This window comes from Pseudooceanicola sp. (assembly GCF_041987405.1).
Lineage (GTDB): Bacteria > Pseudomonadota > Alphaproteobacteria > Rhodobacterales > Rhodobacteraceae > Pseudooceanicola.
In genome coordinates this window covers 152,014-173,754 of sequence record NZ_JBHIWR010000002.1, presented here as the reverse complement: position 1 = coordinate 173,754, position 21,741 = coordinate 152,014, and the positions used below count along the sequence as shown (strand labels likewise).

The window sequence follows — 21,741 nt, the reverse complement described above, 5'->3', positions numbered from 1 at the left end:
GATGCGTTATCCCAGTTCCTCGGTGGAGGAGGCGGCGGCCTCTTCATCACGCAGGCGGTGGATATGCGCGATGTAGTAGCGCATATGGGCATTGTCGACGGTGCGCTGCGCCTCCGCCTTCCAAGCGTCATAGGCGCTGGCGTAGTCGGGGAACATGCCGACGATGTGGATGTCATCGACGTCCTTGAAAACGTTCTTCGTGGGGTCCACGAGCTCTCCGCCGAAGACGAGATGCAGGCGTTGCGTCATGAAAAGTCTCCTTTTTCGGGCGGTGGCGGGTTGCGGGCAACCTGCGGAATTTGGCCCGGCCCGTCAAGTTCGGCCGGGGATCGTGGTTAGGTCAGGTTCATCGGCTGGCCAAGCGCGCCGAGGATTTCACCATGCAGGGCGGGGCCCGCGGCGACCACGCCCATGACCTGCGGATGCGGGTTGTTGAAGCGCAGCTTGCCACCGCTGCGGTCGGAGGTGGCGGCACCGGCCTCGCGCAGGATCAGATCGCCGGCGGCGATGTCCCATTCCCAACTGTCGCGGAAGGTCAGCATCGCGTCATAGCGCCCCTCGGCCACCAGAGACAGCCGGTAGGCGAGAGAGGGGCGAAAGTGGCGCGAGACCTCCGGAACGCCATCGGGCCAGTGTCGCGCGTCATAGCTGGGTTTGGAGGCGATCACCCGGGCCCCGGGCAGGCTGTCGCGCAGGGAGGCGCGGATCGGGCGGCCGTTCAGCTGCGCGCCGCGCCCCTTGGCGGCGGCGTAAAGCTTGCCCTTGAGCGGCAGGTAGACGACGGCGGCGGTGACCTCTCCCCTTTCGGCGATGGCCAGGGAATGCGCCCAGGTGTCGTTACCCTCGATAAAGCTGCGCGTGCCGTCGATCGGATCGACGATGAAGACGCGGTCATGGGACAAGCGGACGGGATCGTCGGGGGTTTCCTCGCTCAGCCAGCCGTAGTCGGGGCGCGCGGCGATGAGCGCGCTGCGCAGCTGCCTGTCCACAGCGAGATCAGCCTCGGTCACGGGGCCCAGATCATCGGGCTTGTCCCATCTTTGTGCTGTGGTTCCGGTGAAGCCCAAGGCGGTCCGGCCTGCGTCCCGCGCCGCTTCGGTCAGAAGGGCGAGGTCTTCGGCAGGATCACTGACCTGCAACGGACATGTCCTCGATGAGGATCGACGGGACGACCTGGCTCAGATAGGGCCGCGCGTCATTGGCGGGGATGATCCGGGCCAGCATCTCGATCAGGTTGCCGGCGATGGTCGCCTCGGCAATCGGGTGCGAAATCTGCCCGTTCTCGACCCAGAAGCCCGAGGCCCCGCGGGAATAGTCGCCGGTGTTGGGGTTGATGGTGGAGCCGATCAGCGAGGTGACGAGAACGCCGGTGCCCATCTGCGCGATCAGGTCCTCGCGGCTGGCCTCGCCTTCCGTCAGGGCGATGTTCCAATGGGCGGGCGAAGGCGGGGAGGTCAACCCGCGCGCGGCGTTGCCGGTCGGGGTCATGCCCAGCTTGCGCGCCGTGGCGAGGTCGAGGGTCCAGCCAGTCAGGCGGCCCTGGTCGATGATGGCGCGGCGGGTGGTTGGCAGGCCTTCGGCGTCGAAGGGGCGGGAGCCCATGGCGCGTTTGCGATGCGGGGTCTCGATCACGCATAGCGCCTCGGGCAGGACCGGTTTGCCCAGATGATCGCGCAGGAAGGAGGCGCCGCGCGCGATGGCGGCGCCGTTCACCGCGCCCAGCAAATGGCCGATCAGGCTGCTGCTGATGCGTTCGTCGAAGAGGACGGGATAGCGGCCGGTCTTGGGCTGCACCGCGCCCAGTCGGGCGATGGCGCGTTCGCCGGCGCTTTGGCCGATCTCCTCGGGCGTACGGAGGTCGGATTGATGCAGTCGCGTGTCGCCGTCGCTGTCGCGTTCCATACGGGTGCCTGTGCCCGCGATTGCGGTGCAATAGGTCTGACGGTGTGTGCGGGTGTAGCCCCCGGAAAAGCCATTGCTGGCCGCCAGCCAGATCCGGCTGGAGCCATAGGAGGCCCCGGCGCTTTGCACCTGTGTGACCCCGTCGACCGCGCGGGCGGCGGCCTCGGCGGTCAGGGCGTCCTGCATCAGCGCATCGGGAGTGGGGGCCTCTGCGGGATCGCACAGCTCCAGCGCGTCGGCGTCGCGCAGATCCGACAGGGCTTCTGGATCGGCCAATCCGATGTAGGGGTCGTCGGGGGCCTCGCGGGCCATGGCGACGGCACGATCCGCCATCTCCGCCAAAGCCGCATCGCGCAGGTCGGAGGAAGAGACACAGGCCTGCCGCTTGCCCAGGATGACCCGCAGGCCGACCTCCGCCCCTTCGGAACGCTCGGCCTCTTCCAGCTTGCCGTCCCGCACCCCGATGGAGGTGGAGGCGCCATCGCGGGCCAAGGCATCTGCCTGATCCGCCCCGGCCTTGCGGGCGATATCTATCAGGCGGGCTGTCAGGTCGGCGAGGGACTCGGTCATATGCGCTCCTTCCGGGGGTCCCAAGGGAGGTAGCGACGAACGGCGCAGGGTACAAGAGCAACGGGCCGCCCCGAAGGACGGCCCGCGCTGCAATCAGAGGTGCGGATTACTGCAGCGGCAGCGGCGCGCCGTTGACCGTCAGCTGTGCATCCTTGGTGATCTCGATCAGGGCGGAGACGTCATCCGGGCCGCTTTCCGGCTTGCCCAATTGCTGGATCATGCCGGTGGCCATCATCGCCTGCGGCATCGGGATCAGCCCCATCTGGCCAAGCGTGCCGAGCAGGGTGGTCACCCCGGTCAGCCGCAGATCCACCTTGCCGGAAAAGGCCGGGAGGTCGGGGTTGATAAGGCTCTGGGCCGAATTGTCGATGTCGAAGGCCCCTGTTGCGGCGATGGTTGCCCCGCCGGCCTTCAAAAGCAGGCTGTCAAGCGAGAAATACGTGACCTCGCCCGGTTTCTCGCCCGAGGCGGCCAGCGAGGTCATCGCCTTTTCGTCAAAGACATCGACGGAGAGCCGGGCCTTGCCGCTGGTTTCAATTTCCGCGGTCAGCGGATCATGCGGCAGCGCCCCTGCGGCGTCGATCATCATCCACAGCGGTTCAGGCACCGCGACGTCCGTCAGCTTGATCTTGGCATTGAAGTCCTGCAGCTCGTCGCCCTTGAGGACCGGGACGCTTAGCGCCAGGCCGAAGGCGCCCATGGTCGAGGCGATCGGGAAGGGAATGTCGCTGCCTTCGATATTGAAGGCGATGCCGCGGGATTCGACATCGTAGAGCAGACCGTCGGCCCCGATTCCGACGGAAAAGTCACCGCCGGTGCTGGCGGAGCCATAGCGGAAGGTCTGTTCGTCCTCTGCGAAATCGAGGTTGGTCTGGCCCTTGGCATAGGACATCGTCGCGGACATGGCATAGCCATCGACCAGTGCCTGCGGCACGGCGAGGGGGTCGAAGTTCTGCGGGATCGTGCCTTCGGCCTGCGAGGTCAGGCCCTCGAAACCGCCCTCCGCCTTCAAGTAGCCGGATTTGGCCGGGTCGGGGTCGGTGACATCCACGACGTAGGACATCCGCGCCATGGTGAAGGATTGTTCCATCCGGGTCGCGCCGCTGGTGTCGTCGACGCGGCTGCTTCCGGCCATCCCCGCCAGGATGAATTCCACCGTGCCCGGGGTCACGGTCTTGCCTTCGTCATTCGTCAACTCGTCGATGCTGACGCTGATTTCCGCAGCTTCGTAGTCATAGGTGATGTCACCGGGGTTGCCCGAGGCAATGGTGCTGTAGCCGCTCGAGGCCATGGTTCCCTTGACCTCGAAATTCTCGCCGCCCAGGCTTTCGCCGGTGACCCGGAAGGGTGTTTCAGCCGGGATTTCTATGGACACGGTGCCGTCCCCCCGGTCGATCAGCGCGATATCGCCCACGCTGAAGCGGACCGTTCCACCCTCCTGACCGCTGGCAGGGTCTGTCGGCACCGGCATGGCCATGGTAAAATCAGGAAGGCGCAGGTTGTTGCCGTCGGTTTCGGGCTGGATGGACAAGTCATAGCCAAAGGAGGCCATGTAGCTTTGCCATTGAGACCAGACGTCCTGCGGGGTCACATCCGCGCGGGCCGCGCCGGACAGGGAAACGAAGGTTGCGGTGGCTGCCAGTGCGCCTAGGCGAAATGTCTTTGTCATCTGGAAATGCTCCTCAAAGGATGTTGCGCTTAGAATCGAAGCAAGTGAGCCTCACGTCAAGGGCGGGACGTCCTTACCTTTACATTGCGGCTGCTTTGCGGCGTGGCTACCAACAGGCGAAGACAACAGGGAAGGGTCCGGTATGACCGATCTAAGCGGAAAAGTGGCAATGATAACGGGGGCCAGCCGCGGTATCGGCGCGGCGACCGCGCGGGTTTTCGCGGCGGCCGGAGCCCGGGTTGTCCTGCTGGCACGGGATGGCGATTCGATTGCGGAACTGGCGGGCGAGATCGGCGAGGCTGCGGTGGCCGTGCCCTGCGATATCTCACGCTACTGGGAGGTGGCGGCGGCTGTCGATGTGGCGGTGCGGACCTTCGGGCAGCTGGATGTCCTGATCGGCAATGCGGGGATCCTGAAACCCATCACACCGCTGGCAGAAGCCGATCCGGAGGAATGGGGCCAGGTCATCGACGTCAATATCAAGGGCGTCTTCAACGGGATGCGGGCGGCCCTGCCGGTCATGGCGTCGCAGGGCGGCGGCACGATCATCACCGTGTCCTCCGGCGCGGCGCACAGCCCTCTGGAGGGGTGGAGCGCCTACTGCACCTCCAAGGCGGGGGCGGCGATGCTGACCCGCGCCGCGCATCTGGAGAATGGCGACAAGGGGGTGCGGATCATGGGTCTGTCCCCCGGCACCGTGGCGACGCAGATGCAGCGCGACATCAAGGCCAGCGGCGTCAACCCGGTGAGCGAACTGGCCTGGGAGGATCACATTCCTCCGGAATGGCCCGCGAAATGCCTGCTGTGGATGTGCGGCCCCGGCGGCGATGCGCATCTGGGCAAGGAAATCTCGCTGCGGGACGAGGGTATTCGCCGCGCCGCGGGCCTGATCGCATGATCGAGGTTGCGCGTGACGGGGACCTCTGGACCATCACGATCGACCGGCAGGACAAGGCCAATTCGCTGACCGGCAAGATGCTGGAAGAGCTGGCGGAGGCCTTCGAGGCCGCGCAGGAGGCGCGCTGCGTGATCCTGACGGGACGGGGCAAGGTCTTCTCTGCCGGTGCCGATCTGGAAGAGGCGCGGGCCGGTTTGGCCACCTCGCCCCTGTGGGAACGGCTCTCGGCGGCGGTGGCGGCCCTGCCGGGGCTGTCGGTTGCCGCGCTGAACGGGACTTTGGCGGGGGGTGCCATGGGCATGGCGCTGGCCTGTGATATCCGGCTGGCGGTGCCGGGGGCGAAGGTCTTCTACCCCGTGATGAAGCTGGGCTTCCTGCCGCAGCCCTCCGATCCGGGGCGGATGGCGGCGTTGATCGGTCCGGCGCGGACCAAGCTGATCCTGATGGGTGGGCAGAAGATCCCGGTGGAGGAGGCGCTGTCCTACGGGCTGGTCGATCGGATCGTGTCGCCCGAGGTTCTGCTGGAGACGGCGCGGGAGATCTGCGCCGATACCCTGGCCGCAAAGCCGGAGATCGCGGCGGGCATCAAGGGGATGTGCCGGTAGGGTGGCAGGGTCACCGCAACCGGCGTCGACCGGGCGTCTTTGACTGGAATGTGGGCGGGCGTTTCGCGACCCAGGCGGCAAATTTGGCCAGTCGCGGGTGGCTGCGCAGTTTGTCCGGCGTGTCGTAGTCGCGGGCCAGCTCCGCCTCCGTCAGGGTCGCGTGGATTTCATTGTGACAGATCTGATGCAGGCGCACGGTCGGTCCATGTTTGCCGCCCTTGAGCTTCGGCACGAGGTGGTGGAGCGATGACTTTGCCTCCGCCGGGATGGGGCGCAGGCAGAGGGGGCAGATAGGATCGTCGGTCATGGTCGGTCTGACCCTAGCCCAATTCCTGATCGTTTGCAGGGGCGCTGGCCCTTGGCGTCGGCACAAACGACCCCGGGCCGCGACCGGCCCTTGTCATTCCCGGCAGCCCGGCGCAGGAAGTGCGCGATGACGACAGGTTTGGTGATCGGCGGTGGCCCGGCGGGGCTCATGGCGGCGGAGGCGATGGCCTCCGCGGGGCTGGATGTCATCGTGGCAGAGGCCAAGCCGAGCGTGGGGCGAAAGCTGCTCATGGCCGGGAAATCCGGGCTGAACCTCACCAAGGCGGAGGAGGACGCACCGTTTATCGCGGCTTTCGAGGAGGCCGCGCCGGAGCTGGAACCGATGCTCACCGCCTTTGGTCCGCGCGCGGTGCAGGACTGGGCCGAGGGGCTGGGGCAGGAGATCTTCACCGGCACGACCGGCCGCGTGTTTCCCAAGGTGATGAAGGCCTCACCACTCCTGCGCGCCTGGCTGACCCGGTTGCGCGCGGCGGGGGTGGAGTTTCGCACCCTCTGGCGCTGGACCGGATGGCAGGGGGTGGATGCGGTCTTCATGACGCCGGAGGGGGAGCAGGTGCTGACCCCGGATGTCACCGTTCTGGCCATGGGCGGGGCAAGTTGGGCGCGGCTCGGTTCCGACGGGGCCTGGGCCGATCACTTCGAAACCGAGCCATTCCAGCCCTCCAACATCGGTATCGAGATCGGCTGGAGCGAGAAGATGGCGGATCAGTTCGGCCAGCCGCTCAAGGCCGTGGCGCTGCGGGCCGGTGACCGGGTTTCGCGCGGGGAATGCGTGATTTCGCGGCGCGGGCTGGAAGGGGCCGGGGTCTATGCCCTGTCGCGTGCCCTGCGCGAGGGCGCGCCGCTGGAGATCGACCTGATTCCCGATGTGCCATTGGATCGGCTGCGGGAAAAATTGGGGCGCAGGCGGCGCGGCGACAGCCTGTCGTCGCATCTGCGCCGGTCGATTCGACTGGACCCGGTGAAGCGGGCGCTGCTGATGGAATTCGGGCGGCCGCTGCCGGATGACCTGGCCCCGCTGCTGAAGGCGCTGCCGGTCAGCTATGCGGGGGTTCTGCCGATGGATCAGGCAATCTCGACCGCCGGGGGGCTGCCGTTTGCGGCGTTGGACGCGCAACTGATGCTGCGCGACCGGCCCGGCACCTTCGCCGCCGGTGAAATGCTGGACTGGGAGGCGCCGACGGGCGGTTACCTCCTGACGGCCAGTCTTGCGACCGGGCTCTGGGCCGGGCGGGCTGCGGCGGCTTACGCGGCGGCCAACCCGTCTTCGGAGGCCATGGCGCGCAGGTAGGCGTCGCGCTGGCGCATCCGCTTGACGTAGTCCTGCAGCACCTCGCTTTCGACAGGGAACTTCGCCCCGATGCCCCAGCCAAGGGTGTGGGTCAGCAGGATATCCGTGATGGTCATCTCGTCACCCATGACGAAAGGCCCCTTGAAGCGTTTCTCCAGCCCCTTGATGTTCTTGGCCCATTCCCATTTCGCACTGTTCTTGAGGTCAGGACAACGCTGCTCTTCCGGCAATAGAAACCCATGACGCGTGGCAATCCAGATAATGCTTTCCAGATCGTCGAGGACCTGAAAGGTCACCGCGTCCTGCTTGGCTCGCTCGATCGTGCCGGCGGGGGCGGTCAGGCGGCCGTGCTTGTCGGCCAGGTAGGTCAGGATCGCGGCGCTGTCGGAAATGCCGTGGCCCTGATCGACCAGGACCGGCAGCTTGCCGATGATCGAATGCTCCAGGACATCCGGGGTGTGCTGTTTGGCGGCGTTGCGTTCGTAGGGTTCGCCCAGCTCCTCCAGCATCCAGATGACGCGGAGGGTGCGGTTACGGGGGCTGCCGATGACGGTGTACATTCTCTCTCTCCCTGATGGGTCCGCACACCTCGGGTTGGGCTGCGGACCTTTGGGGGGAGACAACAGTAAACCCCGGGGAAAATCCACCGTGATGTGGCGGCATGGTCCAAGAGGCGGCGTCGCGGGGCTGCAATTCCGCCCGCGCGTTAACGCCGTGCCATCATGGCGAGTCGGATCAGCGACCGTTCGACCAGGGCCATGGCCGGGGCCGTCTGGGCGGCGGACCGCAGGGCCAGGTCGGTTTCGGTGATCACACTCAGCGCCTGCTGCAGCTTGAGAACGCCCCAGGTCTGGGCCTGCCGGGCGATGCGGTCACGGCGCGGGCCGTAGACCGGGGGGCGGACCCGGTTGATGCCCTCGGCCACGCCACCGGGGGCGGCGGCCACGGCGTAGAGCGTCCGGAAATGGCGCAGCAAGCCGATGCAAATCGTGACCGGCGCGATCCCCTGGCCGCGCAGGCGTTGCATCAGGGGGCCGATTTCGCCGGTCTTGGCCTCGGCCACGATGTCCAGGATGTCATCGACCTCCGCCTCCGTCGTCACTGGGGCGACGGCGGCCACGTCCTCGGGGGTGGCGGGGGTGTCGTCGCCGTGTTTGTAAAGCACGAGCTTTTCCAGGATCTGACGGAAATCACCGGGATCGACCGTGGTGGCCAGGGCGGTGAGGTCGCGCAGGGCCTCCGGTCCGAGGCGCTGTAAACCAGCGCGTTTCAGCTCTGCCTCGATCTCGTCCCGCGTGGGCGGGTTGTCGTAGATAGCGGCGGCATAGGCATTCTTGTGGTCCTCGAAGGTCTTGCGCAGTTTCGAGGTCTTTTTCAGGTTTCCGGCCGTGATCACGACCTGGGCGTCGCCCTCGCGCCAGTCCTCCAGCGCAGGCAGGATCGCCGGCGTGTGCGTTTCGTTCGCATCCTCGACAAAGACGACGCGCGGTCCGGGGAAGAAGCCGACCGCCTTGATCGCATCGGTCAGCAGGGCCGGGTCGCGGCGCACATCGGCGGCGGGCAGGCGGGTGAGGCGCATTTCCTCCTCGCCCTGGGGGCCGACGAGGGCGGCGATGACCTCCTGCCGTTTGAGGGCGATGCGCATGGCGTCCATGCCGTAGATCAGCAGGCCCATCCTGTCGGGATCGGGCCGGGCGAAATAGCCGTTGGCGTCGCGGGGCGAGAGTTTCATGTGCCCGGGGTCGCGGACCGCAGCGCCGGGGCGGCGGCGATCAGGCGGGTGACGATGCGGTCTGCAAGGATCGTGGTCAGCCGTTCCTCCGCATCGCTGCGCGCGGCGCGGGTGGCGACGGTCGAGCCGGTGGCGGAATAGCCGGTGAAGGTATCGACCGCGCCCTTGGTGATCAGGGTGCCGCCCGGCGCGGTCAGCCGGTATTCCGCCGTGCCGATCAGGTTGAACCGGCGGGTGATGTTGTTGGCGGTGATGGCGATCCGCTCTTCCTCGATCTTCAGCGTGTAGTCGAGGCGGTAGTCCGCAGCGTTTGAGCGGCCCAGACGCTCCTCCAGGTGGCGGGTCATCAGGTAATCCGTCCGGGTGACCGGCGCGCGCACCTCGATATTCCGCAGCAGAGCCTGCGCCCCGCCCTGTGGTCCATAGGCGGGTGTAAAGCCGCAGGCCGCCAGCGGGGTGGCGGCCAGCAGGGTCAAGACTTTGCGTCGGTCACATGACGACATTCACGATCCGCCCGGGGACAACGATGACCTTCTTGGGCTGGGCCCCGTCCAGCGTCCTGAGAACACCTTCATCCGCCAGCGCCAGCTTTTCAACCTCGGCCTTGTCCATGTCCTTGGGCACCGTGATCTCGCCACGCCGCTTGCCATTGACCTGGATCGGCAGGGTGACAGTGTCGTCCACCAGCATGGCATCGTCCGCGACGGGCCAGGCGGCCTGGGCGATCAGACCCTCACCACCGAGCAGCGTCCAGATCTCTTCTGCCAGGTGCGGGGTCATCGGCGACATCAGCTGCGCCAGGGTCTTCAGGGCGGTGCGCTTGGCCTCCGCCCCGGCCTTGGATTTGGCGATGGTGTTGGTGAAACCGTAGAGTTTCGCGATGGAGGCGTTGAAGCCAAAGCTGTCGATGCCGCCGGTCACGTCATGGATGGTCTTGTGCATCTCGCGCAGGAGGGCGGTATCCTCCGCCTCGCTCGCCGGGGCGTCGCCCAGTTCGGCGGCCAGGCGATAGACGCGGGCGAGGTGTTTCGACGCGGCCTCGGCGCCGGCTGCGGTCCATTCGACGTCCCGCTCCGGCGGGCTGTCGGACAGGACGAACCAGCGGGCGGTGTCGGCGCCGTATTGGCTGATGATGGCGACCGGGTCGACGACGTTGTTCTTCGACTTGGACATCTTGGCGGAGGGGATGATTTCGACCTCCGTCCCGTCCTTGAGGAAGCCCTTGCCGTCCTTCAGTTCCACATCCTCGGGATAGTGATAGACTGGGCGGCCGTCCTTTTTGGTCTGGTAGATCGCATGGGTCACCATGCCCTGCGTGAACAGCGCGTCAAATGGTTCCTTCGCGGTTTCGGGCAGGTGGCCGCAGACATGCATCGCGCGGGCGAAGAAGCGGGAATAGAGCAGGTGCAGGATCGCGTGTTCGATGCCGCCGATATACTGGTCGACGTTCATCCAATACTCGGCGTCTTCCATGATCGTCGGCGTTTCAGCGCGCGGCGCGGTGAAGCGGGCGAAGTACCAGGACGAATCGACGAAAGTATCCATCGTATCGGTTTCGCGCCTGGCCGGTTTGCCACAAGCGGGGCATTCGCAATCGCGCCAGGTCGGGTGGCGGTCCAGCGGGTTGCCGGGGATGGAGAAGTCGATCGGCTTGTCGCCCTCGTCATAGGGCAACTGGATGGGGAGGTTCTCTTTCTTCTCGGGCACGACGCCGCAGTCGCCGCAATGAACCACCGGGATCGGGCAGCCCCAATAGCGTTGGCGCGACAGGCCCCAGTCGCGCAAGCGGAACTTGGTCACGCCATGGCCGACGCCGTTCTTTTCGCAAAAGTCGACGGCGGCGTTGACAGCGTCTTCACCGGTCTGGACCGCCTCACCCGCGACGAGGCGGGTGTAGCGGACCTTTTCGGTCTTGGCGGGGACGAAGGGGGCCTGCTGGATATCATGCTCGCCATCCACGGGAAGGAAGGTGTCGATGATCGGCAGACCGTATTTCCGGGCAAACTCATGGTCGCGCTCGTCATGGCCGGGGCAGCCAAAGATCGCGCCGGTGCCGTAGTCCATCAGGATGAAGTTGGCGATATAGACGGGCAGTTCCCACGCGGTATCAAAGGGATGGCGCACGGTCAGGCCGGTGTCGTATCCCAGCTTTTCCGCCTTTTCGATCGCTTCTTCGGTGGTGCCGCCCTTGCGTGCGTTGACGCAGAATTCGGCCACCTTGGGATCGTGACGCTCCAGCTCTTTCGCCAGCGGGTGGTCGGGGGAGATGCCGACAAAGGACGCGCCAAGCAGGGTGTCGGGGCGGGTCGTGTAGACCTCCACCCGGTCATAGCCGTGCGAGGTGTCGGTGAGGCCGAAGGCGAATTGCAGCCCGCGCGACTTGCCGATCCAGTTGGCCTGCATGGTCTTCACCTTGGCGGGCCAGTTGTCGAGGGTATCCAAAGCGCTCAGGAGCTCGTCGGAGTACTCGGAGATCTTGAAGAACCACTGCGTCAGCTCGCGCCGTTCGACCAGCGCGCCGGAGCGCCAGCCGCGCCCGTCCTCGACCTGTTCGTTGGCCAGCACGGTCATGTCGACCGGGTCCCAGTTCACCACGGCGTTCTTGCGGTAGACGAGGCCCTTTTCCAGGAAGTCGAGGAACAGCGCCTGCTGCTGGCCGTAATATTCCGGGTCGCAGGTCGCGAACATCCGCGTCCAGTCGAGAGAGAAGCCAAGCGGCTTCATCTGGCCGACCATCGTGTCGATGTTGGAATAGGTCCAGTCCTTGGGGTGGCCGCCATTGGCCATCGCGGCGTTCTCGGCGGGCATCCCGAAAGCGTCAAAGCCCATGGGGTGCAGCACGTTGTGGCCCGTGGCGCGTTTGTAGCGCGCGACCACGTCGCCCATGGTGTAGTTCCGCACGTGGCCGATGTGGATGCGGCCCGAGGGGTAGGGGAACATCTCCAGCACGTAGTATTTGGGCTTTCCGCCCTCGCGACGGGCCTGGAAAATCCCGGCCTCATCCCAGGCCTTCTGCCATTTCGGTTCGATCTCGGCGGCGGTGTAGCGCGACATGCCGGTCCTCTCGTGTATCTCTGCGGGTCATCCCTTTGGGCGTGGGTGATATTCGGGTGGCGTCCTAGGGTCCAGAGGGTAGCGCGCGGTCCGTGATTGTCGCTGTTTCGCGTCCGTGGTTATAGTGATCCCCAAACAGGCAAGCCGACCTTATGAAAATACTCTTCATCCACCAGAATTTCCCGGGCCAATTCAAGCATTTGTCCGTGGCGCTTGCCGCTGCGGGGCATTCCGTCACGGCGCTGACCCTGCGGGTCAAGGAACGGCGCAGCTGGAACGGGGTCGATCTGGTGCCTTACGGGATCATCAAGCGGGCGGAACAGAAGACCCACCCCTGGGTGCTGGATTTCGACAGCAAGGTGACGCGGGCCGAATCCTGTTACCGTGCCGCGCGCGAGATGCGGGATGCGGGCTATTCGCCGGACATCATCATCGCGCATCATGGCTGGGGGGAATCGATGTTCCTGCGCGATGTCTGGCCGGAGGCGCGTCTGGGCATCTATTGCGAGTTCTTCCACCTCACCGACTACCCGCATATCAACTTCGATCCGGAGTTTCCCGCCAAAGATCCCGAGGCGGATGCGCTGCGGATCCGGATGAAGAACATCAACAATTTCCTGCATTTCGACGTGGCTCACCTGGGCCTGTCGCCGACGCGGTTCCAGGCGGATACCTTTCCGCAGCCGTTCCGCGACAAGATCAGCGTGATTCATGACGGGATCGACACCAACGTGCTGATGCCGAACGAGGATGCGGCCTTTGCCCTGCCGGACGGACGGGTCGTGACGCGGCAGGATGAGGTCGTGACCTTCGTCAACCGCAACCTCGAACCCTATCGGGGGTATCACATCTTCATGCGGGCCCTGCCGCGTCTGCTGCGCGAACGGCCCCAGGCGCAGGTTCTGGTCGTGGGGGGCGATGGTGTCAGCTATGGTGCGCAACCGCCCAAGGGCAAGACCTGGAAACAGATCTACCTCGACGAGGTGCGCGGCCAGATCCCGGACGAGGACTGGGCGCGGGTGCATTTCCTGGGCCGGATCCCCTATTCGCAGTTCGTGTCGCTGCTGCAGGTGTCGCGGGTGCACCTGTATCTGACCTATCCCTTTGTTCTGTCGTGGTCTTTGTTCGAAGCCATGTCGTGTCAGGCGGCGATCGTGGCCTCGTCGACCGCGCCGGTGGTCGATGCGCTGGAACATGATGCAACGGCCAGGCTGGTGGATTTCTTCGATGCGGAGGCGCTGGTCGATGAAACCATCACCTTGCTGGAGGACAAGGCGCTGCGGGCGCGTCTGGGCGCGGCGGCGCGGGAGTGCATCGTGCAGAACTACGACCTCTCCACCGTCTGTCTGCCACGGCAGATGGACTGGGTGGAGCGCCTGTCGACAGCGCCGCTCTGACCGGGCTCAGAGGTTGCGGTCGGCGGAGCGGAGCTGGCGGGCGCGGGTCAGGATCGCGTCTTCGACGGCCCGTTGCGTGCCGACGGCAACAGGGCCGCTGCGCGTCAGGATCGAGACGTTGAGCGACCGGGCATCAAGCGCGGGGTCGGTCACGTAGATCGTGGCGCGATAGGCGCGGCCGCCGCCGGGCGGGGTGCCATAGCCTGTGACGATCACGCCGGTAAAGGGATCGACCGATTGCACGGGGAGGAAATCAAGAACCTGCAGCGAGGCATTCCAGAGGTAGCGGTTGACCGCGACCTTGTCGCCCGAATCACGTTGCAGGCGCAGGGCTTCCCAGATCGTGGTGACCTGGCGGCCCTGTTCGTCCACGCGTCGCTGCTCCGCAATCTCGCGCGCTGCGCCGGGTTCTGTCCCTACGAAACGAGGCAGGCGCCCACAATCCGCGAGGGAGAAAGCGGCAACGCATAGAATTGTGGTTCGTGCTATGGCCTTGAGCGTCATAAGTGCAGTTCCATATCGGCAGTCTCGACCACTCCTAATGAACGCGCGAGGTAGAAACAAGATTTATCCCGCCCGCAGAAGGGGGGCGGGCCGGGCGGGCCAGGGGGCGGCGCGACTGTGGCAAAGCTGCACCATTTAAGTGCTGAAACCCCCGCGCCAACTTCGACCACTTGCAAAGACAGGGTGAAAAGAGCGAAACGACTGTCATACCCAGACGGGCAACCGGGCTGGGCTGACTTGTGAAATCGAGGGAAAACCCATGAAAAAGATTCTCTTCGCGACGACGGCACTGGTTGCCACCGCAGGCGTCGCAGCCGCGGACGTGTCCATTTCGGGCCGTGCCGGCTTTGGTGTCATCCAAACTCAGGCAGGTGCAGCTGCAAAAGTCACCAACCTGATCAACAACTTCGACCTGTACTTCACCGGTACGACCGAAACCGACGGCGGCGTGTCCCTGTCGGCCACCGTCGAAATGGAAGGCATGGGCGGCGCCGTTTCCGCGTTCTCCCACGGTAACGCCATCCTGGGCAACAACAACTACGCCAAATCGGCCGCTGTTGCACCGACCGCCGTGTTCTCCGCCAAAGCTGGCGCACTGTCCTTCACCTTCGGTAACACCGATGGCGCGTTCGACCGCTCCATGACCGAAGTTCATCGTATCGCCGGTATCGGCTACGAAAACTGGGCAATGGACAGCTTCATCGACAACAACGATGGCGGCAACATCGCTCGCCTCGAGTACGCAGCTGGCGGCATCACCGCATCGCTGTCCTACGCGGGTCTCGATGACTCCACCGGCGTCGGCATCAAATACTCCGGCGACCTCGGCGGTGCAAACGTCACCATCGGTGCAGCGTTCGAATCCCAGACCGGTTCCGACTACTGGGGTATCTCCGGTCGCGCAGCATTCGGCGCGTTCTCGGTTGGCGCAGGCTACGCAGACGGCGACGCAGCTGGTCCGTTCAACGGCACCTGGAACATCTCCGCTGGCTACTCCGCCAACGGCGTGATGGTTGCTGCAATGTACGGCGACTCCGACACCGCAGGTACCGAAATGTGGAACCTGATGGGCACCTACGATCTGGGCGGTGGCGCAACTGCATTCGCTCAGTACGGCGAGCGTCAGAACGGCACCAACTCGATCGCCTCCATGGGCGTTTCGTTCTCCTTCTAAGTTTCGCACTTAGATCGGATTGTGTGGGCAGGCCTCCGGGCCTGCCCATTTCGTTTCTGGACGCCGGTCATGCGCCGTGGCATCCCTTGGGCCATGTCCCTGACCGAAATCACCACCCGCATGACCAAGGCCGCCACCGACGCCGGGCGCGACCCCGCCGACGTGACCCTGATCGCCGTCTCCAAGATGCAGCCCGACGACCGCGTGCGCGCGGTGCTGGAGGAAGGGCATCGGGTGTTCGGTGAGAACCGGGTGCAGGAGGCCGCCGGAAAGTGGCCCGCATTCCGCGAGGATTTCGACGGGATCGACCTGCACATCATCGGACCGCTACAATCCAACAAGGTGCGCCAGGCCATGGAGCTGGCCCAGGCGATCCATTCCGTCGACCGCCCGAAGCTCGCCACCGCCATTGCCCGGATCGCGGATGAGACGGGCACCTGTCCGGAGCTGTTCATTCAGGTGAACACCGGTGAGGAACCGCAAAAGGCCGGGGTCCTGCCGCAGGAGGCGGATGCGTTCATCAAGGAGGTCCGGGCGCTTGGCCTGCCGCTGACAGGGCTGATGTGTATCCCTCCGGTGGAGGAGGCGCCGTCGCTGCATTTCGCCCTGCTGGCCAAGATTGCCGCGCGGAATGGGCTGACTGGCCTCTCGATGGGAATGAGCGGCGATTTCGAACAGGCGATTGCGCTTGGTGCGACGCATGTGCGTGTCGGGTCAGCTATTTTCGGCGCGCGGGACTGACACCGATCGCGCCTGCGCGTCCTTGATGGTGGCGCTGTCATCGTGATCTATGGAACCTCTACTTTTCCGAGTTGTTGAGGTGGTGGCCCGTCGTGCTGGCGGGCGAAGACCTCACAATCGACGAAAGGAGAGCGTGATGAACGTTCAAAGCCCAACACTGCGATCAGTCCGGGAGGACGATGCCTATCCGACGCGTCAGCGGGCTGAGGAGAAGCTGCTGTCCCGCGAGGATCCGGTGCTATGGTCCGAGTGGACCGAGGAGGCCCCGATCAGCCGGGACGAAGCGGAAAGCTATGCCGAAAAGGGGTATCTGGTCCGACATGGCATGTTCGACGAAGCCGAGGTGCGGCACCTGATCGACGTCAGCCAGGATCTGCGTGAAAATGGTCGGAAAATCCGTGCCGAGGACCTCGTGACCGAGCCCGAGTCGCAGGCCGTGCGGACGATCTTCCGGCTGGACGAGCACAGCACCCTGTTCGACCGCGTGTCCCGTGATGAACGGATGGCCGGAGTGGCATCCTTTCTTCTGGGCGACAACGTGTACCTTCATCAAAGCCGCCTGAACTACAAACCGGGCTTTTCCGGGAAAGAATTCTACTGGCATTCGGATTTCGAAACCTGGCATGCGGAGGACGGAATGCCGCGCATGCGGGCCGTGTCGGCATCGCTGTTGCTGACCGACAATACGTCGCTCAACGGGCCGTTGATGCTGATTCCCGGGTCGCAGGACGTCTATGTCTCGACCCAGGGTGAAACGCCCGAGGACAACCACGAATCCAGTCTCAAGCGGCAGGAGGTGGGCGTGCCGTCCCGTGCTACCCTGAAAAAACTGGCCGCTGAGGCAGGGATCGACCACGCGACCGGCCCGGCGGGGACGGTGATCTTTTTTGATTGCAACACGCTGCATGGATCGAACGGCAACATCACACCGATGCCGCGTTCCAACGCCTTCTTCGTCTACAACGCGGTGTCCAACGCGCTCACAGATCCCTTCGCTGCACCGCGACCGCGGCCGCCGTATCTGGCGAACCGGGGCGCGCCGGTGCCGATCCGGTCGATCCGGGGCGATCTTCGCAAAGGCTGACGTCAGGCGATCAGGAGCGGTGTGCCGGGCGCTGCGCGGGCCGCGATCCAGCGGATCGACACCCGGCTGAAGGCAAGGCAGCCTTCGGTCGGAAAACCCGGCCGCCGCCACTGATGCAGGAAGATGGCGGAGCCTGCGCCGGGAACCGCATTCGGCCAGTTCCAGTCGGTGGTCAGTACGATGTCATAGAGTGGATCGGCGCGGCGCAAGGCTTCGTGGCTGGCGGGGTAGGGCGCGTGCACGAGGTGATTGTAGGCGTCATCCTGTGGCGCGTCGGACCAGAGCATGCCCGGCAGGATCGGCTGCGCCCAAGGGGCCGGGGGCGGAACCCGGTCGGGTCTGTAAAAGCACCCTGTGATCTGATGAACCCCGCGCGGTGTGGCGCCGTCGCCCTCCTGTTTGTCCTGACGCAGACCGCCACGGCCCAGGGTGCAGGGCAACGTCCGGCCCGCAATGCGCAGTCCCTGCGGGGTCAGTCGCATCACAACAAGTGGCCCGATTTCTTCGCCTTCGTGGCGAGGTACTGGGCGTTCAACGGGTTTTCCCCAACCTTCAGCGGCACGCGTTCGGTGACGCCAACCCCGGCTTTCTCCATCATCGCGATCTTCCTGGGATTGTTGGTGAGCAGCCGGACGGAAGAGAACCCCATTTCCTTGAGCAAAGCCGCCCCGATGCGGAAATCGCGTTCGTCATCCTCGAAGCCGAGCCGGTGGTTGGCCTCGACCGTGTCAAACCCCTGATCTTGCAGCGAATAGGCCCGCATCTTGTTGGCCAGACCGATCCCGCGTCCCTCCTGATTGAGGTAGAGCAGCACGCCCGCGCCTTCCTCTCCCATCTGGGCGAGGGCACCGCGAAGCTGCGGCCCGCAGTCGCACTTCAGCGAGCCGAGGATATCCCCGGTGAAACAGGCAGAATGCAGGCGTGCCAGCACCGGTTTGTCGCGCGGGGGGCGGCCGATCTCGATCGCGTAGTGATCCTCGCCGCCGTCCTCCGGGCGGAAGACATGCACGCGGCTGTTTTCCGACGTGGCCAGGGGCACACGGGCGGAGATTGCCGGATGCAGCGGGCTGGCCTCGCCCAGGATGGCCCGGGTCGCGGCGGCGTTCAGTACCGTCAGATCGGCGGGCACCTCCGTCACCGGCAGGTTGAGGGCGGCGGGCAGCAGATGGGCGCTTTTGAGGATGCGCAGGGACAGCCTGTCCATATCCGACGGCCCTTCGCGCAGAGCGTTCAGCGGGCCTTTCATCGGCGTCCTCAGGTCATCCGCCGGATCGGCCACGGATGTGAGCCAGGTCAGGCCGACATCCGGGGGGAGTTGGATCCGCGCAAGATCGCCGTCATAGGCGCGCGCCTTGAGCGTCCCGGCGCGCCGGTCGGTGATGGCCAGATGCGGGGTGCCACCGAGGGTGGCAAGGGCCGCCAGCCGGTCCTGGGACAGGGTTTCCACGGCCAGCATCAGCATCAGCCGATCCTGATCGCGCAGCACCACGGGCAGGCCGATGCGCAGATCGGCCCGGGCGCGGGACAGGCGTTCGGTATCGTCGGGAATCAGCGACATGGCGCTTCCTTTTCAGAACAACCTCTATGTAAGGCACCGAATTACAAAGTTGAAACAAAACCATGTTCAGGGACACGAGGGCGTGAGAGCACCGTTGCAATTCTTGCCGGGATCGTGAGGCAGACACATGTGATCACCACCGGACGCCGAACCGGAGAAAGGACGCCCCATGCCACAGTTGAAACGAATTCTGCTGGTCGATGACGATGATGATCTGCGCGAGGCGCTGAGTGAGCAGCTGGTCATGACCGAGGATTTCGATGTCCTGGAAGCGGACAGCGGCAGCTGCGCGACCCAGAAGGTCAAGGAGAGCCTGTTCGATCTGGTCATCCTGGACGTCGGCTTGCCCGATACCGACGGGCGGGAGCTGTGCCGCGTGCTGCGCAAGCAGGGTCTGAAGGCGCCGGTGATCATGCTGACCGGGCATGACAGCGATGCCGACACGATCCTCGGCCTAGACGCCGGGGCGAATGATTACGTCACCAAGCCGTTCAAATTCCCTGTTCTGCTGGCCCGTATCCGCGCGCAATTGCGGCAGCATGAGCAAAGCGAGGACGCGGTATTCCAGCTTGGCCCCTACACCTTCCGCCCATCGATGAAGATGCTCATCACCGAGGACGAGAAGAAGATCCGGTTGACGGAGAAAGAGACCAATATCCTCAAGTTCCTCTACCGTTCCAACGACGGCGTGGTGGCGCGGGATGTGCTGCTGCACGAGGTCTGGGGTTATAACGCGGGGGTCACGACCCATACGCTGGAAACCCATATCTACCGGCTGCGGCAAAAGATCGAACCCGATCCGTCGAACGCCCGTCTTCTGGTGACCGAAAGCGGGGGTTATCGTCTGGTGGCATAAAAGCCACAACCCAAAGGAGATTCAGGGTAAGGAATTCCTGCCTTATTCTTGCTCATTGAATGATGATAACATGCTTTCAGGTTTCAGTTAGAACCATACCGCGCATATCCGGGTAAGATATGCACCTCCCTGTTGGACTAGCCCGGGCTTCGGCCCGGGTTTCTTTTTTCTGCGATTGCAAATGCATGGCGCTGCGTTGCGGCTGCAACAACGTCGCTGCACCGGCGCTTTGTCCTCGCGGGCGGCGGGGGAATCAGTAGTCTGTTGCCAGGGACGGGACAGGCCTTTGGACTACGTGATCTTACTTCTGTCGGTCGGCGCGGCGATCTTTCTGGCGCTCGGGCTGGTGCTGACGACATTCGGGCTGCGATGGCTGTCGCCGCTGGTCGGGGCGTCGTTCAGCGTGCCCACCTCTTTCCTGCTGTTTCTGCTGCTTACGCCGGTGGCGGTGGATTTCACCACGCTGGACTGGCGGGCGGTGGCGATCTTTGCGGTGGCGGGGGTGTTCTATCCGGCCTTCGTGTCGATCCTGAATTTCGTGTCGAACCGGGCGCTCGGGCCGAACCTGACCGGGGGGCTAGGGAACCTGTCGCCGATCTTTGCCATCGGGCTGGCGATCCTGCTGCTGGGCGAATTGCCCTCGGCGCTGCAATGGGTGGGCATCCTGGCGGTCTGTGCCGGGTTGGTCTTCCTCGCGCTGGACCGGGCGCGGCGCATCCCCTCGACCAACCTGCGGCTCCTGGTGCTGCCGCTGGCGGGGGCCTTCCTGCGCGGGGCGGTGCAGCCGGTGGTCAAGCTGGGGCTTCTGATGTGGCCCTCGGCCTTTGGCGCGGCGCTGCTGGCCTATTCCATGTCCTCGGTGGTGATCTGGGCGGCGCGCCTTGCCTCGGGGCAGAAGACGCCGCCGGGCGCGCGCGCTGGCATCCTGTGGTTCATGGCGATCGGGTTCTGCAATGGCACGGCGCTGGTGATGATGTACCTCGCCCTCGGGATGGGTGAGGTGGTGCAGGTGTCGCCGGTGGTGGCGACCTATCCGCTGATCACCATCGGGCTGAACCGGCTGATCCACGGCGACCGCAGCATGGGGCCGCGGGGGCTGATCGGCTCGCTGATCTCCGTCGCCGGGGTGGTGGCGGTGATCCTGGGCTGATCACTGCAGGTCGGCGAAGGCCTTCTGCATCCGCTCCACCGCCTCCTCCACGCGGGAGCGTTGCGTCGCCAGATTGAAGCGCTGGAATGTCTCGCCACCCAGGCCAAAGGTCTCGCCCTGGTTCACGGCGATCTTCGCGTCCTTCAGGATGCGGCGCTGCACCTCGGTCGAGGTCATACCGGTGTTGGCGAAATCCACCCAGGAAAGGTAGGTGCCCTCCAGCGGCATCGACGTGATGCCGGGGATCGCCGCCATGCCTTCGTCGAAAATCTTCCGGTTGCCGTCGACATAGTCCATCAGCGCATCGACCCAGGCGGCCCCCTCCGGCGAATAGGCGGCGGGGACCATGTGTTTGCCAAAGGCGTTTGGCGAGATGCCAAGGGCACTCATCCTCGCGTCAAACGCCTGGCGCAAATCGGGGTCGGAGATGATGACATTGCCGGTGTGCATGCCCGCCAGGTTGAAGGTCTTGGTCGCGGCGGTCATCATCACCAGTCGCTCTGCCGCGCCGGGGATCGTGGCCATGGGGATATGCTTGTGCCCTGGCAGGACGAGGTCGTGGTGGATTTCGTCGGAGACGATGATCAGATCGTGGCGCCGGGCGAAATCGAGCACGCCCTCCAGCTCCTCCCGCGACCAGACGCGGCCGCCGGGGTTGTGAGGGGAACAGAGGATCAGCAGTTTTTCCTTGCCGGTCATCTGCGCGTCGTAGCTGTCGAAATCCAGCTCATACCGTCCGCCGTTCAGCGCCATGGCCAGCTGCGTCACATCCCGACCGGCGGCGCGGATGACGCGGAAGAAGGCGTGGTAGATCGGGGTGAACATCACCACCGCATCGCCCGGCTGCGTGAAGGCATCGACGCAGAGGCCGGCCCCGTTCACCAGCCCATGGGTCGAAAAGATATGGCCCGGGTCCACGGTCCAACCATGGCGGTTTTCCATCCACCAGCAGGTCGCGTCGAGATAGGCGGTGTCATCACCGAAATAGCCGAAGATCCCGTGATCGGAGAGGTTGCGCACCGCGTCGATCACGCCCTGCGGCGGGCGGAAATCCATATCCGCCACCCACATGGCCAGCCCGTCGTCGGCGGAAACGCCGCAGAAAGCCTCCATCTTGTCCCACTTGGCGGAATGGGTGCCGCGGCGTTCAATGATGGTATCGAAATCGGGTGTCGTCATAGTGGGTCCAGGGGTTGTTCGATGCGGCAGGCTAGTGATTGTGGCGCCGG

General features: G+C 64.9%; 22 protein-coding genes. 9 read left to right on the top strand and 13 right to left on the bottom strand.

Translation table 11 applies throughout. The annotated features are described in order from the left end of the window. Positions 1-6: 6 nt before the first annotated feature. The 4 genes from ACFC2Y_RS05595 to ACFC2Y_RS05580 all read right to left on the bottom strand — a co-directional run bounded on the left by ACFC2Y_RS05595 (position 7) and on the right by ACFC2Y_RS05580 (position 4,141). The gene (locus ACFC2Y_RS05595) at positions 7-249 is read right to left on the bottom strand and encodes a DUF4170 domain-containing protein (protein WP_375174235.1); all 243 of its coding nucleotides are present in this window, start codon (positions 247-249) and stop codon (positions 7-9) included. A gap of 86 nt (positions 250-335) precedes the next feature. Further along, the gene (locus ACFC2Y_RS05590) at positions 336-1,139 is read right to left on the bottom strand and encodes a 3'(2'),5'-bisphosphate nucleotidase CysQ (protein ID WP_375174236.1); all 804 of its coding nucleotides are present in this window, start codon (positions 1,137-1,139) and stop codon (positions 336-338) included. Beyond that, complete coding sequence (locus ACFC2Y_RS05585) at positions 1,126-2,472, bottom strand: TldD/PmbA family protein (RefSeq protein ID WP_375174237.1); 1,347 nt, start codon at positions 2,470-2,472, stop codon at positions 1,126-1,128. The genes ACFC2Y_RS05590 and ACFC2Y_RS05585 overlap by 14 nt, the downstream gene beginning before the upstream one ends. Before the next feature lie 106 nt (positions 2,473-2,578). After that, positions 2,579-4,141, bottom strand: coding sequence for a DUF2125 domain-containing protein (locus ACFC2Y_RS05580; protein WP_375174238.1), 1,563 nt, complete (start codon positions 4,139-4,141; stop codon positions 2,579-2,581). A 142-nt stretch (positions 4,142-4,283) separates the two neighbouring features. On the opposite strand from ACFC2Y_RS05580, the gene ACFC2Y_RS05575 reads away from it, so the two are divergent. Further along, positions 4,284-5,039 (top strand): SDR family oxidoreductase, encoded by a 756-nt coding sequence (locus ACFC2Y_RS05575; protein ID WP_375174239.1) that lies wholly within the window; start codon positions 4,284-4,286, stop codon positions 5,037-5,039. Further along, a complete protein-coding gene (locus ACFC2Y_RS05570) occupies positions 5,036-5,644 on the top strand; it encodes an enoyl-CoA hydratase/isomerase family protein (RefSeq protein WP_375174240.1) in 609 nt (202 codons plus the stop codon). Before ACFC2Y_RS05575 ends, ACFC2Y_RS05570 begins: the two co-directional genes overlap by 4 nt. A gap of 10 nt (positions 5,645-5,654) precedes the next feature. Here ACFC2Y_RS05570 and ACFC2Y_RS05565 read toward each other — a convergent pair whose 3' ends face one another. Then, positions 5,655-5,951, bottom strand: coding sequence for an HNH endonuclease (locus ACFC2Y_RS05565; protein ID WP_375174241.1), 297 nt, complete (start codon positions 5,949-5,951; stop codon positions 5,655-5,657). A 126-nt stretch (positions 5,952-6,077) separates the two neighbouring features. On the opposite strand from ACFC2Y_RS05565, the gene ACFC2Y_RS05560 reads away from it, so the two are divergent. Beyond that, complete coding sequence (locus ACFC2Y_RS05560; RefSeq protein WP_375174242.1) at positions 6,078-7,262, top strand: TIGR03862 family flavoprotein; 1,185 nt, start codon at positions 6,078-6,080, stop codon at positions 7,260-7,262. On the opposite strand, the gene ACFC2Y_RS05555 is transcribed toward ACFC2Y_RS05560, so the two are convergent. The 4 genes from ACFC2Y_RS05555 to leuS all read right to left on the bottom strand — a co-directional run bounded on the left by ACFC2Y_RS05555 (position 7,217) and on the right by leuS (position 12,048). Beyond that, positions 7,217-7,822 (bottom strand): glutathione S-transferase family protein, encoded by a 606-nt coding sequence (locus ACFC2Y_RS05555; protein WP_375174243.1) that lies wholly within the window; start codon positions 7,820-7,822, stop codon positions 7,217-7,219. The two genes, ACFC2Y_RS05560 and ACFC2Y_RS05555, sit on opposite strands and share 46 nt — an antisense overlap. Positions 7,823-7,968: 146 nt before the next feature. After that, complete coding sequence (gene holA / locus ACFC2Y_RS05550; protein WP_375174244.1) at positions 7,969-8,994, bottom strand: DNA polymerase III subunit delta; 1,026 nt, start codon at positions 8,992-8,994, stop codon at positions 7,969-7,971. Continuing rightward, positions 8,991-9,470, bottom strand: a complete 480-nt coding sequence (gene lptE, locus ACFC2Y_RS05545; protein ID WP_375174245.1) for an LPS assembly lipoprotein LptE — start codon at positions 9,468-9,470, stop codon at positions 8,991-8,993. Before lptE ends, holA begins: the two co-directional genes overlap by 4 nt. Positions 9,471-9,483: 13 nt before the next feature. Continuing rightward, complete coding sequence (leuS, locus tag ACFC2Y_RS05540) at positions 9,484-12,048, bottom strand: leucine--tRNA ligase (RefSeq protein WP_375174246.1); 2,565 nt, start codon at positions 12,046-12,048, stop codon at positions 9,484-9,486. A 152-nt stretch (positions 12,049-12,200) separates the two neighbouring features. Between leuS and ACFC2Y_RS05535 the strand changes: the two genes are divergently transcribed. Further along, positions 12,201-13,445: a glycosyltransferase gene (locus tag ACFC2Y_RS05535; RefSeq protein ID WP_375174247.1), complete on the top strand. Its 1,245-nt coding sequence runs from the start codon at positions 12,201-12,203 to the stop codon at positions 13,443-13,445. Positions 13,446-13,451: 6 nt separating this feature from the next. On the opposite strand, the gene ACFC2Y_RS05530 is transcribed toward ACFC2Y_RS05535, so the two are convergent. After that, positions 13,452-13,949, bottom strand: a complete 498-nt coding sequence (locus tag ACFC2Y_RS05530; RefSeq protein ID WP_375174248.1) for a DUF3576 domain-containing protein — start codon at positions 13,947-13,949, stop codon at positions 13,452-13,454. A gap of 259 nt (positions 13,950-14,208) precedes the next feature. Here ACFC2Y_RS05530 and ACFC2Y_RS05525 point away from each other — a divergent pair, with 259 nt between their 5' ends. From ACFC2Y_RS05525 to thpD, 3 genes are all read left to right on the top strand, one after another. Continuing rightward, complete coding sequence (locus ACFC2Y_RS05525) at positions 14,209-15,123, top strand: porin (RefSeq protein ID WP_375174249.1); 915 nt, start codon at positions 14,209-14,211, stop codon at positions 15,121-15,123. A 93-nt stretch (positions 15,124-15,216) separates the two neighbouring features. Then, positions 15,217-15,864, top strand: coding sequence for a YggS family pyridoxal phosphate-dependent enzyme (locus tag ACFC2Y_RS05520; RefSeq protein ID WP_375174250.1), 648 nt, complete (start codon positions 15,217-15,219; stop codon positions 15,862-15,864). Between the two features lie 136 nt (positions 15,865-16,000). After that, positions 16,001-16,948 carry an ectoine hydroxylase gene (gene thpD, locus ACFC2Y_RS05515; RefSeq protein ID WP_375174251.1) on the top strand — a complete coding sequence of 316 codons (948 nt, stop codon included), beginning with the start codon at positions 16,001-16,003 and terminating at the stop codon, positions 16,946-16,948. A 2-nt stretch (positions 16,949-16,950) separates the two neighbouring features. Here thpD and ACFC2Y_RS05510 read toward each other — a convergent pair whose 3' ends face one another. Next, on the bottom strand, positions 16,951-17,430 hold the full coding sequence (locus tag ACFC2Y_RS05510; protein WP_375174252.1) for a L,D-transpeptidase: 480 nt from the start codon (positions 17,428-17,430) through the stop codon (positions 16,951-16,953). Next, a complete protein-coding gene (gene ribA, locus ACFC2Y_RS05505) occupies positions 17,430-18,506 on the bottom strand; it encodes a GTP cyclohydrolase II (RefSeq protein WP_375174253.1) in 1,077 nt (358 codons plus the stop codon). The genes ACFC2Y_RS05510 and ribA overlap by 1 nt, the downstream gene beginning before the upstream one ends. Before the next feature lie 169 nt (positions 18,507-18,675). On the opposite strand from ribA, the gene ACFC2Y_RS05500 reads away from it, so the two are divergent. Then, positions 18,676-19,362, top strand: a complete 687-nt coding sequence (locus tag ACFC2Y_RS05500) for a response regulator transcription factor (protein ID WP_375174254.1) — start codon at positions 18,676-18,678, stop codon at positions 19,360-19,362. Between the two features lie 295 nt (positions 19,363-19,657). After that, complete coding sequence (locus ACFC2Y_RS05495; RefSeq protein ID WP_375174427.1) at positions 19,658-20,512, top strand: EamA family transporter; 855 nt, start codon at positions 19,658-19,660, stop codon at positions 20,510-20,512. On the opposite strand, the gene ACFC2Y_RS05490 is transcribed toward ACFC2Y_RS05495, so the two are convergent. Continuing rightward, positions 20,513-21,691, bottom strand: coding sequence for a MalY/PatB family protein (locus tag ACFC2Y_RS05490; protein WP_375174255.1), 1,179 nt, complete (start codon positions 21,689-21,691; stop codon positions 20,513-20,515). Positions 21,692-21,741 lie beyond the last annotated feature (50 nt).

Bases quoted from the DNA above. Each gene is read 5' to 3' on its own strand.
- ACFC2Y_RS05595 (WP_375174235.1), bottom strand. From the start codon at position 249: ATGACGCAACGCCTGCATCTCGTCTTCGGCGGAGAGCTCGTGGACCCC.
- ACFC2Y_RS05585 (WP_375174237.1), bottom strand. From the start codon at position 2,472: ATGACCGAGTCCCTCGCCGACCTGACAGCCCGCCTGATAGATATCGCC.
- ACFC2Y_RS05580 (WP_375174238.1), bottom strand. From the start codon at position 4,141: ATGACAAAGACATTTCGCCTAGGCGCACTGGCAGCCACCGCAACCTTC.
- ACFC2Y_RS05575 (WP_375174239.1), top strand. From the start codon at position 4,284: ATGACCGATCTAAGCGGAAAAGTGGCAATGATAACGGGGGCCAGCCGC.
- ACFC2Y_RS05570 (WP_375174240.1), top strand. From the start codon at position 5,036: ATGATCGAGGTTGCGCGTGACGGGGACCTCTGGACCATCACGATCGAC.
- ACFC2Y_RS05565 (WP_375174241.1), bottom strand. From the start codon at position 5,951: ATGACCGACGATCCTATCTGCCCCCTCTGCCTGCGCCCCATCCCGGCG.
- ACFC2Y_RS05560 (WP_375174242.1), top strand. From the start codon at position 6,078: ATGACGACAGGTTTGGTGATCGGCGGTGGCCCGGCGGGGCTCATGGCG.
- ACFC2Y_RS05555 (WP_375174243.1), bottom strand. From the start codon at position 7,822: ATGTACACCGTCATCGGCAGCCCCCGTAACCGCACCCTCCGCGTCATC.
- holA (WP_375174244.1), bottom strand. From the start codon at position 8,994: ATGAAACTCTCGCCCCGCGACGCCAACGGCTATTTCGCCCGGCCCGAT.
- leuS (WP_375174246.1), bottom strand. From the start codon at position 12,048: ATGTCGCGCTACACCGCCGCCGAGATCGAACCGAAATGGCAGAAGGCC.
- ACFC2Y_RS05535 (WP_375174247.1), top strand. From the start codon at position 12,201: ATGAAAATACTCTTCATCCACCAGAATTTCCCGGGCCAATTCAAGCAT.
- ACFC2Y_RS05530 (WP_375174248.1), bottom strand. From the start codon at position 13,949: ATGACGCTCAAGGCCATAGCACGAACCACAATTCTATGCGTTGCCGCT.
- ACFC2Y_RS05525 (WP_375174249.1), top strand. From the start codon at position 14,209: ATGAAAAAGATTCTCTTCGCGACGACGGCACTGGTTGCCACCGCAGGC.
- ACFC2Y_RS05520 (WP_375174250.1), top strand. From the start codon at position 15,217: ATGTCCCTGACCGAAATCACCACCCGCATGACCAAGGCCGCCACCGAC.
- thpD (WP_375174251.1), top strand. From the start codon at position 16,001: ATGAACGTTCAAAGCCCAACACTGCGATCAGTCCGGGAGGACGATGCC.
- ACFC2Y_RS05510 (WP_375174252.1), bottom strand. From the start codon at position 17,430: ATGCGACTGACCCCGCAGGGACTGCGCATTGCGGGCCGGACGTTGCCC.
- ribA (WP_375174253.1), bottom strand. From the start codon at position 18,506: ATGTCGCTGATTCCCGACGATACCGAACGCCTGTCCCGCGCCCGGGCC.
- ACFC2Y_RS05500 (WP_375174254.1), top strand. From the start codon at position 18,676: ATGCCACAGTTGAAACGAATTCTGCTGGTCGATGACGATGATGATCTG.
- ACFC2Y_RS05490 (WP_375174255.1), bottom strand. From the start codon at position 21,691: ATGACGACACCCGATTTCGATACCATCATTGAACGCCGCGGCACCCAT.